Source organism: Pseudomonas azotoformans, assembly GCF_001579805.1.
Taxonomy (GTDB): domain Bacteria; phylum Pseudomonadota; class Gammaproteobacteria; order Pseudomonadales; family Pseudomonadaceae; genus Aquipseudomonas; species Aquipseudomonas azotoformans_A.
In genome coordinates this window covers 656,245-669,421 of sequence record NZ_CP014546.1, presented here as the reverse complement: position 1 = coordinate 669,421, position 13,177 = coordinate 656,245, and the positions used below count along the sequence as shown (strand labels likewise).

The window sequence follows — 13,177 nt, the reverse complement described above, 5'->3', positions numbered from 1 at the left end:
TCTGCTTACAAAGTCTTTACTCGTTTTTCTGCTGCTTGGGCAAGTTATCTGCCGGATTGCAGGTGATTTCTCTAAAAAACGCGGAAATCTCTGTAAGCAAAGTAGCAAATCAGACACCGTTTGCGCGGTGCCTGATTTGTACGACCCATTATTTCAATGCGGCAAACGCGCGTTCGGCGGCATCGAGGGTCAGTTTCAGCTCGGCTTCGCCGTGGGCGATCGAGGTGAAGCCGGCTTCGAAAGCGCTTGGCGCCAGGTACACACCGCCTTCCAACATCAGGTGGAAGAAGCGCTTGAACAGATCGGCGTCACTGCCCATCACGTCATCAAAAGTGACGATATCGTCGGCGCCGCTGAAATACAGGCCGAACATCCCGCCCGCCTGGGTGGTGACAAACGGGATACCGGCGGCATCGGCACGCTGTTGCAGGCCGTCGAGCAGGCGCGTGGTGTAGTCGGTCAGCTCGGCGTGGAAGCCCGGGCGGCTGATCAGGCGCAGGGTGGTCAGGCCGGCGGCCATGGCCAACGGGTTACCCGACAAGGTGCCCGCCTGGTACACCGGACCCAGTGGCGCGATGTGCTGCATGATGTCGCGCTTGCCGCCGAAGCAGCCCACCGGCATGCCACCTCCGATGATCTTGCCGAAGGTGCTCAGGTCCGGCGTGACGCCGTAGTGAGCCTGGGCCCCACCCAGGGCAACGCGGAAACCGGTCATCACTTCGTCGAAAATCAACACCACGCCGTGCTTGTCGCACTGCTCGCGCAGGCCTTCGAGGAAGCCTGGCGCCGGGGGCACGCAATTCATGTTGCCGGCCACCGGCTCGACGATGATGCACGCCACGTCCTGGCCTACTTCATTGAGCATTTGCTCGACAGCGGCGATGTCGTTGAACGGCAGGGTCAGAGTGTGTTTGGCGAACGCCGCCGGCACACCGGCGGAGCTTGGCACGCCTTGGGTCAGCAGGCCGGAACCGGCTTTCACCAGCAAGCTGTCGGAGTGGCCGTGGTAGCAGCCTTCGAACTTGATGATGCTGTCGCGGCCGGTGAAACCACGGGCCAGGCGGATCGCGCTCATGGTGGCTTCGGTGCCGGAGCTGACCATGCGCACCATTTCCATCGACGGCACGATCGAGCAGACCAGATCGGCCATTTCGGTTTCCATGGCGGTCGGCGCGCCGTAGGACAGGCCGTGTTCCAGTTGCTTGCGCACTGCGTCCAGCACGTCCGGATGGCTGTGGCCGAGGATCATCGGGCCCCAGGAGCCGACGTAATCCACATAGCGCTTGTCATCTTCGTCAGTGACGTAGGCGCCTTCGGCGTGCTTGAAGAACAGCGGCGTGCCGCCCACGCTCTTGAACGCACGCACGGGGGAGTTCACACCGCCGGGGATGTGTTTCTGGGCATTGGCAAACAGCGTTTCGGAACGGGACATGATCGGGCTCTCTTGAATCAAATCTGAAAAAGGGCGTTGAACGCACGGGCGCGGCGCGTGACTTCCTGGGTGCTGTCGGCGCCAAACAGGCCATGCACCACCGCCAGCAGGTCGGCGCCGTGGGCCACCAAGGGCTGGGCGTTCTCCAGGGTGATGCCGCCAATCACGCAGATCGGCAGCTGCAAACGTGTACGGGCCTGGGCCAGCATCTCTGTGGTGGCGGCCGGTGCGCCGGGCTTGGTGTTGGAATTGAAGAAGCGGCCGAAGGCGACATAACTGGCGCCTTCCTTGGCGGCCTGCTCGGCCAGTTCGATCTGGCTGTGGCAGGTGGAACCGATGATGGCTTTGGAGCCAAGCAGGGCGCGGGCCGGGGTCAGCGGGCCGTCGGTCTGGCCCAGGTGCACACCGACGCCGAGGCGCGCAGCCAGTTCGGCGTCGTCGTTGATGATCAGCTGGGTCTTGTAGCGCGAGCACAGCTCCCGCAGTTTTTCTGCTTCACGCAGGCGCCGGGCTTCGTCGCTGCTTTTGTCGCGGTATTGCAGCAGGGTCACGCCACCGTCCAACGCGGCTTCGACGTAGGCGAGGAATTTACCGGCCAACAGTTGGCTGTCGGTAATGGCGTAAAGGCCACGTAATTTCATCGGGCAGGCCCCTTGATCTTAAGAGCAGAAATCCAGCGGCAACCGGCGCGGTACGAACTGGCCCTGGCCGAGTTGTTCGGCGTCACGCAGGGTGCGCCAAGTGTAGTTGAGGGCCGATTGTACGGCGCTCACCAAGCCTTCGCCCTGGGCAATCCGACCGGACAACGCACTGGCCAACGTACAGCCCGAGCCGTGATAGCTGCCGGGCAGGCGCTGGCAGGTAAAGCTCTGGCGCGTGCCGTCGCGGCTGTAGAGGCGGTTGTGCACTTCGTGCTCGTCGCCATGGCCGCCGGTGATCAGCAGGTGCTTGATGTACGGCAACAGTTTCTCGGCGCATTCGTCCGCCGTGCCTTCAGGCAGCTCCGCGAGGATGCGCGCTTCCGGCAGGTTGGGCGTGGCGATCAACGACAGCGGGAAAAGCCGCTCGCGCATTGCATAACCGACTTCGTCCTTGCCCAGGCTGCCACCGCCGCCGGCGCGCAGCACCGGGTCGCACACCACTGGCAGGTGCGGATGCGCTTGCAACAGTTCGACGACGGTGTCGACCATCGCGGTGGAGCCGAGCATGCCCAGCTTGACCGCCGCCACTTCGGAATCGCCGAGCACGGCATTGGCCTGGGCCAGTACCCACTCGCGGTCGAGCACGCGGAAATCGCTGACATTGACGGTGTTTTGCACGGTCAAGGCGGTGACGGCCGCAGCGGCATGGCAACCCTGGGCGAGCAGGGCTTCGATATCTGCCTGCAAGCCGGCGCCACCACTGGGGTCATGGCCGGAGAGACAGAGGACAACGGGACGAGAGCTGTAGATATTCATGGTGCGCGAGCTTACCACCAAACGCTTTTGGCGGGGCCGTCTGGCGATGGTTGAATTTTGCCATCGCCGTGACGCTTTTTTGGCGGTTTTACGGTCGATAAAAATCGCTGAAAGCCGCGTTCTAGAGCCTTTCAAAAAATTATTTCAATGGTGCCTAGTGGCCTTTAGCAGCTATGCTAGAGTGGATCCAAACGACTAACTGTATTGCCGGTGTACGTCTTCTCAAAAGGAATGGGGGGCTTTTTGACATAACCGGACAGGCCACGCTGGGGCTCTATGCGCTATTTGCTGATTTTATTGTTGTGCGGGCTGCCGCTGCTCGCCAACGCCATCGAGTTCAACCAGGACACGCGAAGCCTGCCGTTGGGCCGAGCCATGCAAGTGCTCGAAGACCCGACCGATGCCCTCACCATCGCGGATGTCAGTGCGCCGTCCGCCACTGCGCAGTTCAAACCCCACGATAAAGACACCCTGAATGCCGGCTACTCGCGCTCGGTGTTCTGGCTCAAGGTCAACCTGCAGTACCTGCCCACGAATCCCGAAGCGCAGCGCACCTGGTTGCTGGAGCTGGCGTACCCACCGCTCGACCATCTTGACCTCTACCTGCCCGACAACACCGGCACCTACCGCCTGGCCGGGCGCACCGGGGATGCGCTGCCGTTTTCCGCCCGTGAGATCCGCCAGAACAACTACCTGTTCAAGGTCGACTTCACGCCGGGCGAGGCAAAAACCCTGTACCTGCGCCTGCAAAGCGAAGGCTCGATCCAGGCGCCTCTGACGCTCTGGTCCAGCACCGCTTACCTGGAGCAACAGCCGCTGCGCCTGTATGTACTGGGCCTGATCTATGGCGTGTTGCTGGGGATGTTGGTCTACAACCTGTTCATCTACCTCAGCGTGCGCGACACCAGCTACCTCTATTACATCTTCTATATCGCCTCGTTCGGCATGTACCAGCTGTCGGTCAACGGTGCGGCGGTGGAGTATTTCTGGCCGAACAATCCCTGGTGGGCGAATGCCGCGACGCCATTCCTGATCGGCTCGGCGGCGTTGTTCGGCAGCCTGTTTGCGCGCAGCTTTTTGCACACGGCCCAGCACAGTCATTGGATCAACCGCCTGTTGCTGGCACTGGTGGCCTGCGGCGGTGTGGTGATGCTGCTGTCGTTGATGACCAGCTACGCCCTGGCGCTGCGCCTGGCCACCGGTTTGGCGCTGGTGTTTACCGTGACTATTTTTGTCGCCGCCATCAAGGCCTGGTACTGCGGCCAGCGCGTGGCGCGCTATTTCATCATCGCCTGGTCGGCGTTCCTGCTGGGTGGGGTGGTGAATACGCTGATGGTGCTGGGTTATCTGCCTAACGTATTCCTGACCATGTACGCCAGCCAGATCGGCTCGGCGATTGAAGTGGCGCTGCTGTCCCTGGCCCTGGCCGACCGCATCAATTCCATGCGCGAGCAACAGGCGCAGATCCTGTTCGATGCCAGTCAGAAGCTTGAAGTGCTCAACCAGCAATTGGCGCGCAGCAACCGTCTCAAGGATGAGTTCCTCGCCACCCTGACCCATGAACTGCGCACGCCCATGAACGGCGTGATCGGCTCCCTCGAACTGATGCAGACCGTGCCTCTGGACGCGGACCTGGCGCAATACCATCAAACCGCCGCCGGTTCGGCGCGGGACATGATGCGCATGGTCAACGGCATCCTCACCCTCACCGAATTGCAGGCCGGCCGCTTGAGCGCGCAGTCCCAGGTATTCAGCCTGCGCGGCACGCTCGACACTTTGCGCCAGCAGTTCACCGCCAGCGCCCAGAGCAAAGGCCTGGCGTTCTCCATTGATGTGGCGGACGAGTTGCCGGACCGCGTACTGGGCGACGTCGACAAACTGCTGCAGTGCCTGGATTGCCTGCTGGACAACGCCTTCAAGTTCACCCATGAAGGCTCGGTGCGCCTGCGCGTGGTCGGCGTGCCCCAGAGTGACGGTGGCTTGCGCTTGAGCTTTATCGTGACCGATACCGGTATCGGCTTTGCCTTCCTTGACGAGGCGACCCTGTATCAGCGGTTCTTCCAACTGGATGGTTCCATGACCCGCGAGTACGGCGGCCTGGGTATCGGCCTGGCGATCTGCCGGCAACTGATCGAGCTGCTGGGCGGGCGTCTGACCCATCATTCCGAGCCGCGCAAAGGCAGTCGTTTCCAGCTGGAAGTGGAGGTCAGCCCGCTAGCACCTGAATCCAAGCCTGCGCCGGATAAGCAGCGCGCACCTCAGGAGTGCTCGGTGCTGCTGGTGGACGACAACAGCGTCGGCCAACTGGTGGTGCGCGGCATGTTGCTCAAGCTCGGATACCGGGTGAAAACCGTGGACACCGGCCCGAACGCTTTGGCCGCCTTGCAAGCAGGAGATTTCGACGCGGTATTGTTGGATATTCCTGAAGGTGGTTTCTCGTTGTGCTGTCAGATCCGTGCTCTGCCTGGCTGCGGTGAGCTGCCGGTGATTGCTTTGAGTGCGTCGCTGAATGTTTCAGAGCGCGAGCACTGTCATGGTATCGGCCTCTCTGAGCGCCTGGCCAAGCCTGTGCGTTTCGAGGCTTTGCAGGCGGTGTTGGCGCGTCGGTTGTTGTGTCCGGTAGAGGGCGAAAGCGCCGGACATTCGGCGGGTATGCCACTTTTTTAAGCCGTATGACGGTGCTTAACTGAAATTCAGGCCTCAACTGAACGTGGCCTTTTTCCAGGAGGCCCGTCATGAACCTGCATCAGTTTGCCGAAACCCACGACGTCACCAACCAGCCGCCGTCACTGGACGGCACCAACCTGTACCGTATCGATTTACCCCTGCAAGACTGGTCGCGCCGCTTTGGCGCGGGTTGGGCAGAGGCGCGTATCGATGCCTACGGTGCGCTGGCGGGTGGGCCGCTGATGGAAGCGGGGTTCCTGGCGAACCAGAACAAACCGGTGTTCAGCAGCCATGACCGTTATGGTCATCGCATCGACCTGGTGGAGTTTCACCCGGCTTACCACGAACTGATGCGCACCGCCGTCGAACATGGCTTGCCGTCGCTGCCTTGGGCGCATCCGCAGTCCGGCGCCCATGTGGCCCGCGCCGCCATGACCTACCTGCACAGCCAGGCTGAAGCCGGCACCGGTTGCCCGCTGACCATGACCTTCGCCTGTGTCCCGGCCCTGCGCTTGCAACCGGACCTGGCCAAGACCTGGCTGCCGAAAATCCTCAATACCCACTACGACCCGCGCAATGTCGGCATCGCCCACAAGGCGGGCGCCACCATCGGCATGGCCATGACCGAGAAGCAGGGCGGCACCGACGTGCGCGCCAACACCACTCGCGCCTACCCGGTGGGCGTCGGCGGTCCGGGCCAGGCGTATGAACTGGTGGGCCACAAGTGGTTCTGCTCGGCACCGATGTGCGATGCCTTCCTGACCCTGGCGCAAACCGACAAGGGGCTGACCTGCTTCCTGCTGCCCCGGCACCGCCCGGATGACACGCGCAACGAGTTCTATATCCAGCGCCTGAAAAACAAACTCGGCAACTGCTCCAATGCCTCCAGCGAAGTGGAGTTCCGTGGCGCCCTGGCTTGGATGATCGGTGAAGAAGGGCGTGGCGTGCCGACCATCATCGAGATGGTTGCCATGACCCGCTTCGATTGCATGGTCGGCTCCAGTGCATTGATGCGCCAGGCGCTGACCCAGGCCAGCCATCATTGTGCCCACCGTTCGGTGGGGGGCCGGGTACTCAGTGAGCAACCCTTGATGCAAAACGTGCTGGCGGACCTGGCGCTGGAAAGCGAATCCGCGCTGGCCCTGAGCATGCGCATGGGCCGCGCATTGGATCATTTGGGCGATGAGCAGGAAGCCAAGTTCGCCAGGCTGGTGACAGCCGTGGGCAAGTATTGGATCTGCAAACGCGCCCCGGCCATGATCAATGAAGCCGCCGAGTGCATGGGCGGTGCCGGGTATGTCGAGGACAGCATCCTACCGCGCCTTTACCGTGAGGCTCCGGTGAATTCGACGTGGGAAGGTTCCGGCAACGTGCAATGCCTGGACGTGCTGCGCGCCTTGTCGAAAGAGCCGGGCGTGCTGGAAGCGCTATTTGTCGAACTGGGGGATGGGCATGGCGACAAGCTACTGGCGCGGCATATCGAACAGCTGAAGTCGGCGTTCATGGACACCCAGGACATCCAATACCGTGCGCGCCAGCTTACGGAAGACATCGCCGTGGCGTTGCAGGCCAAGCTGTTGCTGGAAGCCGGCAATGCGGCAGTCAGCGATGGGTTTATCGCCAGTCGCTTGGGCGAATCGTCCGGTCGGGTGTATGGCACGTTGCCGCGAGGTGTGGATGTAGCGGCGATTGTCGCCAGGTCCACACCTTGTTGATTGCATTCAAAGTTTGCGTCTGACGGGGATACAGGCAAGATAAAGGCCTGCACGTCAGAACACAGGATGCTTACCGTGACCGAAGCTTTTGTTGTCGTTCAAACCGCCGAAGAAGCCGTGGATCGGCTGGCGGCCCTGCATGAGCGCGCCACGGGCGCGCTCAATCAAGCCCTCAAGCAATACCTCAAGGACCGCGTCGAACCCGACGCCGAGCAACGTGCGCTGTTTCGCTACCCGGAACTGCGCCTGACCTACCACTGCCACGGCGAAGTCCCACAGACCACTCGCGCATATGCCAAGGTTCAGTTGCCGGGAACCTACAGCGTCACCGTCACCCATCCTGCGGCGTTCCGTAAATACCTGCTGGAGCAACTGGTGCCGCTGATGCACGACTTCACCGTGACGGTGGAAGTCGGCGTCAGCCAACAGAACATCCCGTACCCGTACGTGGTGGAGCAGGGCGATGAACTGGCCGGCTCCGGCGTGACCGCAGCGACCCTGGCCCGTGTGTTCCCGAGTACCGATCTGTCTGCCGCCACCGATGGCATTGCCGATGGCCTGTACGACTGGGAAAACACTGACCCACTGCCCCTGGCGCTGTTCGATGCGGCGCGCGTGGACTTTTCCCTGCGCCGCCTGGTGCACTACACCGGCAGCGATTGGCGCCATGTGCAGCCGTGGATCCTGCTGACCAACTACCACCGTTATGTCGACCAGTTCATCCTGCATGGTCTGGAGCAATTGCGCAGCGACCCGCGTTTTATCCGCATGGTGCTGCCGGGCAACGTGGTGATCGACAAGAGCATGGACCACGGCGAGGCCTCCGCCATTGCTGCCGGGGTGGTGTGGCATCGCTACCAGATGCCGGCTTATCACTTGCAAGCCACTGACGGCCACGGCGTGACGTTGGTCAACATTGGCGTCGGTCCGTCCAATGCGAAGAACATCACCGACCACCTGGCCGTGCTGCGTCCGCATTGCTGGCTGATGATCGGTCACTGCGGCGGCCTGCGCCAATCCCAGACCATCGGCGACTATGTACTGGCTCACGCCTACATGCGCCGCGACGGGATTCTCGACCGAGTGGTGCCGCCGAACATCCCGATCCCGGCCCTGGCCGAAGTGCAGATGGCGTTGCAGCAAGCAGCAGCCAACGTTACCGGCGAAAAAGGCGAAGAACTGAAAAAACGCCTGCGCACCGGCACCGTGCTGACCTACGACGACCGCAACTGGGAACTGCGTTGGGCCCAGGAACGGCCGCTGATCAACCTGTCCCGCGCCGTGGCCGTGGACATGGAAAGCGGCACCATCGCCGCCCAGGGTTATCGCTTGCGGGTGCCGTACGGTACTTTGCTATGCGTGTCGGACAAACCGCTGCACAGCGAGATCAAGCTGCCGGGTTCGGCCAACGCGTTCTATGAGCGCGCAGTGAGCCAGCACTTGAAGATCGGCATCGAAGCGGTGGATTTGTTGCGCACCGAACTCAATTCGCTGCACTCGCGCAAACTGCGCAGCTTCGACGAGCCGCCGTTCCGCTAAGCGGTTGGGATGGTCATTTAACGGTCAGGCCACTAGCATTGTCGGTCCTGACCGTTAGATGTACCGAAGCCATGTCCCGTCCCACCCGTCCCGATTCGCGCCGCCCTGGCGTGAAACCTCCGTATTCCGCAGCGCGGCGTGTCGCCAAGGCGCCACCGGCCGAGCCGAAACTGATCCTGTTCAATAAACCCTTTGACGTGCTGACCCAGTTCAGCGACGAAGGCGGACGCGCGACGCTCAAAGATTTCATCGACATTCCCGGCATTTACCCGGCGGGCCGCCTGGACCGCGACAGCGAAGGCTTGTTGCTGCTGACCAACGATGGCCAGTTGCAGGCACGGATTGCCGACCCCAAGCACAAGCTGGCGAAAACCTATTGGGTGCAGGTGGAAGGCGAACCGACCGAAGAGCAACTGCAACGCCTGCGCGATGGCGTCGAGTTGAATGATGGCAAAACCTTACCGGCCGAAGCGCGGCAGTTGGATGAGCCCGAGTTATGGCCACGCAACCCGCCGGTGCGCTTTCGCAAAAACATACCGACTTACTGGCTTGAATTGGTGATTCGCGAGGGGCGTAACCGCCAGGTACGGCGCATGACCGCTGCCGTGGGGTTGCCTACCTTGCGCCTGGTGCGGGTGCGCATTGGCGAGTGGACGATCGACGGCCTGGATCAAGGCCAGTGGAAGGAAGTACCGGCGCGCTTATAAGGCGCCGGACTCGATCAGGCCGATCACCACGCTCTTGATGATGAACGCGGCCACGCCCAGGCCCAACACGAAGAACAGGATAAACGAGCCAAAACGCCCGGCCTTGGACTTCTTCGCCAGGTCCCAGACGATAAAGCCCATGAAAATGATCAGGATGGTGACCAGGCCGGTCATCATCCATTCTTCAAAGAGGGCGGGGTCGATGTTATTCACGGGGTCTTTTCCGACGGAGTAAGCGGCGAGTATAAGGCAGCGTCACAGGGCGGGAGTTGACCTGCGTCGGTCAGTCGCACCTCAAGTACGCAGGTGCGTCAACGGCAATTCTGTGCTGTTGAGCACTTGGTTCAGCACAAAGCTGGAGCGTACGCTGGTCACGCCTTCAATGCGGGTCAGGTGTCCCAGCAGCAGTTTCTGGTAGTGGTCCATGTCCGGCACCACTACTTTCAGCTGATAGTCCGCATCCATCCCGGTGACCAAACTGCATTCCAGCACCTGGGGCAGGGTGCGGATCGCCGCTTCGAAATTCTCGAAACGTTCGGGCGTGTGGCGGTCCATGCCGATCAATACATAGGCGGTCAGGCTCAGGCCGAGCATCTTGCGGTCGAGCAAGGCGACCTGGCGGGCGATGTAACCGTCGTCCTCCAACTGCTTGACCCGGCGCGAGCACGGCGACGGCGACAAGCCGATGCGTTCGGCCAGCTCCTGGTTGGAGATCCGCGCATCACGTTGCAATTCCGCCAAAATACTCAGGTCGTATCGGTCAAGCTTGCTCATTGGGTTGGCCTTTGTCGTAACTATTGCGGTGAATTATCCATGAAGGGTTAAAAATTGCGCAAGCACTGTTTATTGACGCAATCTTCGCAATCATTTGCCGGGCGCTGGCGGGTATCTTTATCAACAGAATCACCGCCTGGACAACAGTCCAAAGCAGCCCGCCCAATCAGGCCCGCTGCGGCCGCCACCCCAGCAGGGTTGAGCCGGCCTCCAGGCTGCACACTGTCCACAAGACGGCGTGAGGTGAGCCAACGTCAAAAGCGTTGAGCCAGGACGAAGTTCTCAAGGGGTGGCCGACGGGTCACCCCTTTTCTTTTGCCTGCTGATAACCTGTCCGAGAACCGGGCCTGGCTTTTCCAGTCTCATGGACAGGCCCTAATCCGCAGTGAGGAATAGCATGAAGCGCATCTGGCGTTTGGCAGGTGTAGGTTTGCTGATGGTCACCGTTGGCGCCCAGGCAGTGGCCGACGAACGGGACAACGGGCCGCGCGGTGAGGGCGGTGGTCAGCATGAAAGAGGGCCGGAGGGCGGACGGCCAGGGGGCGGTAATGAACAGCCGCGTCCGCAGAACACTCAGCCACGGCCGGAAAACAACCAGCCACGCCCGCAGAATCAGCATTTTGATCGCGCAGGCCAGAACGGTGGTGGCCAATGGCAAGGGCGTCCGCAAGGCAATGAGCAGGGGCGGCCAGTGCAGCAGCCACAACCCCAGCCTTCAAATAACTTGCCGATCCAAAGCCGTCCGGACACCGTGCGCCAGACCCAGGAACCACGCCAGGGCTATTACCGCGACATCCCTCGACGCAATGACGGCAACCAGCACTGGGAAGCCGGCGGCCCAGGCTCACGTCCCGGTAACAATGGCGGTGGGTACAACAATGGCAATGGTCATCCCGGCGACAACCGCTGGCCCGGTCGCCCCGACGGCCATGGCAACGGCTGGGGCCCTGGCCCGCAACATCGCCCAGGCTACGTGATCGACCGCTTCCCCGACCGCAATTACCGCGTGCCTTACCGTGGGCAGGATTACTTCTACTCCGGCGGCTATTGGTATCGCCCGCAAGGCCCGCGCTATGTGGTGGTGACGCCGCCCTATGGCATCCGTGTGCATTACTTGCCGGACTACGCGCGTGAAGTGTGGATCGGCAGCGCGCTGTTCTTCCTCGCGGCGGGTTCCTACTACACCTACGAAAGCAGCTCCCAGCAGTACGTGGTGGTGCAACCGCCGGCCGCCGTTCCGGCACCGCAGCCCGCGCCGCAAGGCAATGGCTATGACGTGGTGGCGTACCCCGCCAACGGCCAGTCACCGGCCCAGGTGCAGCAGGACGGGTATGACTGTTATCGCTGGGCCGTGCAGCAAAGTGGCTTCGACCCGCAGCAAGTCACCTACGCCCCCGATCCGGCGGTGGTGCAAACCTACCGCCAGGCCCAGGGCAACTGCCTGAGCAGTCGCGGTTATCAGGTGCAGTACTAGGTTTTATTGCCGGTGACCACTTCCCGCGGGTCGGCGTGCACCAGCACTTCGGCACGCGGGTAAGCCTTGTGAATCGCATCGGCGGCCTGGTCGCTGATGCCGTGGGCCACTGACAGCGTCAATTCCCCCGGCAATTCCAGGTGCAGCTGCACAAACCAGTGGCTGCCAGAAATCCGCGTGCGCAAATCATGCGCGCCCAAGACGCCCGGTACGCCACGGGCCAGTTCCAGCATGTGCTGGCTGACGTCCGGTGGTAGTTCTTCATCCATCAATACCGCAAAGCTTTCACGGGCGATCTGGATGGCGCTCCACAAGATGTAGGCGGCAATGCCCAGGCCGAACCAAGCGTCGACCTGATGGTAGCCAAACCCTGCCAGCACCAGCGCCACCAGGATGCTGCCGTTGAGCATCAGGTCGGAGCGGTAGTGCAATGAGTCCGCGCGCACGGCATTGGAGCCGGTTTCGCGGATCACCCGGTGTTGCAGCATCAGCAACGCCACGGTCAGCACCAAGGAAAACACGATCACGCCAATGCTCAACCACGGCGCGCCCACCGGTTCCGGATGTTGCAGACGCTGATAGGCCTGGAACGCGATCAACACCGCACTGCCACCGATAAACAGCGCCTGGGCCATGCCCGACAGCGACTCCGCCTTGCCGTGCCCATAACGGTGGTCGTCATCGGCCGGGCGCAGGGCGTAATGCACTGCCAGCAGGTTCAGCAGCGAGGTCACGCCGTCCAGCAGCGAGTCGGTCAACCCGGCGAGCATGCTCACCGAGCCGCTGAGCCACCAGGCGATGGCCTTGGTGATAATCAGCGCACAAGCCACGCCCACCGAGGCGCGAGTGGCCAGGCGCAGGAGCCTGGCGTGTTCGGGACTGCTGGTCATAGGCGGCTCGAATCCTTAAGCGGCGGGTTGCAGGCCCAGGCTGGCGAGCTGTTGCACGCTGCCCTTGAACTGGATCATGCGCGGGTCGTCCAGCGGCAGGCTGCGGCCGGTTTCCTTCTGGATGATGCTTTGCAGCTTGGCGTTGTCGACCTTGCCGTCGGCGCCAATGGCTTCGTGGAGTTTCTGCGGATCGACCTGGGCGGTCTTGCCCGGTTCGAAGTAGATAGCGCCGGTGGCGAAGTCCACGCCGAACGCGATCAGGCCAGGGATCACATAGAAAAGCAGGCCCACGGCGTCGAGCACGGCAATGGTCGGGTCGATCTTGCCGTCGATCTGGCCACGGCGGTCCGGATAGAAGATCGAACCGCAGGCCGTCAATTGGCTCAGCAGGGTGACGGCGAGGACACCGCCAATGACACGGGAAGCGATACGCATGGAGACTCTCCTGAACACGGTTGATACGGGACTATATAGCAATGGCCTTGAGACCATCGTCGGCACTCGGCAGTTCGCCGTTATACT

At 62.0% G+C, this 13,177-nt stretch carries 12 protein-coding genes; 5 read left to right on the top strand and 7 right to left on the bottom strand.

Annotated features, from left to right (window positions below; genetic code table 11):
* Positions 1-148: 148 nt before the first annotated feature.
* Genes hemL through AYR47_RS03080 form a run of 3 tightly spaced genes read right to left on the bottom strand, consistent with a single transcriptional unit; the run spans position 149 to position 2,889 of the window.
* The gene (gene hemL / locus AYR47_RS03090) at positions 149-1,432 is read right to left on the bottom strand and encodes a glutamate-1-semialdehyde 2,1-aminomutase (RefSeq protein WP_033896452.1); all 1,284 of its coding nucleotides are present in this window, start codon (positions 1,430-1,432) and stop codon (positions 149-151) included.
* A gap of 17 nt (positions 1,433-1,449) precedes the next feature.
* On the bottom strand, positions 1,450-2,073 hold the full coding sequence (thiE, locus tag AYR47_RS03085; protein WP_033896453.1) for a thiamine phosphate synthase: 624 nt from the start codon (positions 2,071-2,073) through the stop codon (positions 1,450-1,452).
* Positions 2,074-2,091: 18 nt separating this feature from the next.
* Positions 2,092-2,889, bottom strand: coding sequence for a hydroxymethylpyrimidine/phosphomethylpyrimidine kinase (locus AYR47_RS03080; RefSeq protein ID WP_061434296.1), 798 nt, complete (start codon positions 2,887-2,889; stop codon positions 2,092-2,094).
* Positions 2,890-3,165: 276 nt separating this feature from the next.
* Between AYR47_RS03080 and AYR47_RS03075 the strand changes: the two genes are divergently transcribed.
* From AYR47_RS03075 to AYR47_RS03060, 4 genes are all read left to right on the top strand, one after another.
* Positions 3,166-5,556 (top strand): hybrid sensor histidine kinase/response regulator, encoded by a 2,391-nt coding sequence (locus tag AYR47_RS03075; protein WP_061434294.1) that lies wholly within the window; start codon positions 3,166-3,168, stop codon positions 5,554-5,556.
* A 68-nt stretch (positions 5,557-5,624) separates the two neighbouring features.
* Positions 5,625-7,271, top strand: coding sequence for an acyl-CoA dehydrogenase family protein (locus AYR47_RS03070; RefSeq protein WP_061434292.1), 1,647 nt, complete (start codon positions 5,625-5,627; stop codon positions 7,269-7,271).
* Between the two features lie 66 nt (positions 7,272-7,337).
* Entirely contained in the window at positions 7,338-8,810 is a 1,473-nt protein-coding gene (amn, locus tag AYR47_RS03065) for an AMP nucleosidase (protein ID WP_162240105.1), read from the top strand.
* Between the two features lie 71 nt (positions 8,811-8,881).
* Positions 8,882-9,517 carry a pseudouridine synthase gene (locus AYR47_RS03060; protein WP_033896458.1) on the top strand — a complete coding sequence of 212 codons (636 nt, stop codon included), beginning with the start codon at positions 8,882-8,884 and terminating at the stop codon, positions 9,515-9,517.
* Here the strand turns inward: AYR47_RS03060 and AYR47_RS03055 are convergent.
* Positions 9,512-9,721 carry a DUF2788 domain-containing protein gene (locus AYR47_RS03055; RefSeq protein WP_025999909.1) on the bottom strand — a complete coding sequence of 70 codons (210 nt, stop codon included), beginning with the start codon at positions 9,719-9,721 and terminating at the stop codon, positions 9,512-9,514. The genes AYR47_RS03060 and AYR47_RS03055 overlap by 6 nt on opposite strands.
* Positions 9,722-9,811: 90 nt before the next feature.
* Positions 9,812-10,291: an Lrp/AsnC family transcriptional regulator gene (locus AYR47_RS03050; RefSeq protein WP_003194418.1), complete on the bottom strand. Its 480-nt coding sequence runs from the start codon at positions 10,289-10,291 to the stop codon at positions 9,812-9,814.
* A gap of 397 nt (positions 10,292-10,688) precedes the next feature.
* Here AYR47_RS03050 and AYR47_RS03045 point away from each other — a divergent pair, with 397 nt between their 5' ends.
* Complete coding sequence (locus AYR47_RS03045) at positions 10,689-11,765, top strand: DUF6515 family protein (protein ID WP_061434290.1); 1,077 nt, start codon at positions 10,689-10,691, stop codon at positions 11,763-11,765.
* Here AYR47_RS03045 and AYR47_RS03040 read toward each other — a convergent pair.
* Both AYR47_RS03040 and AYR47_RS03035 read right to left on the bottom strand, forming a co-directional pair.
* Positions 11,762-12,655 carry a cation diffusion facilitator family transporter gene (locus tag AYR47_RS03040; RefSeq protein WP_033896460.1) on the bottom strand — a complete coding sequence of 298 codons (894 nt, stop codon included), beginning with the start codon at positions 12,653-12,655 and terminating at the stop codon, positions 11,762-11,764. The genes AYR47_RS03045 and AYR47_RS03040 overlap by 4 nt on opposite strands.
* 15 nt (positions 12,656-12,670) lie before the next feature.
* Positions 12,671-13,090 (bottom strand): hypothetical protein, encoded by a 420-nt coding sequence (locus AYR47_RS03035; RefSeq protein WP_010206751.1) that lies wholly within the window; start codon positions 13,088-13,090, stop codon positions 12,671-12,673.
* Between the last annotated feature and the right edge of the window lie 87 nt (positions 13,091-13,177).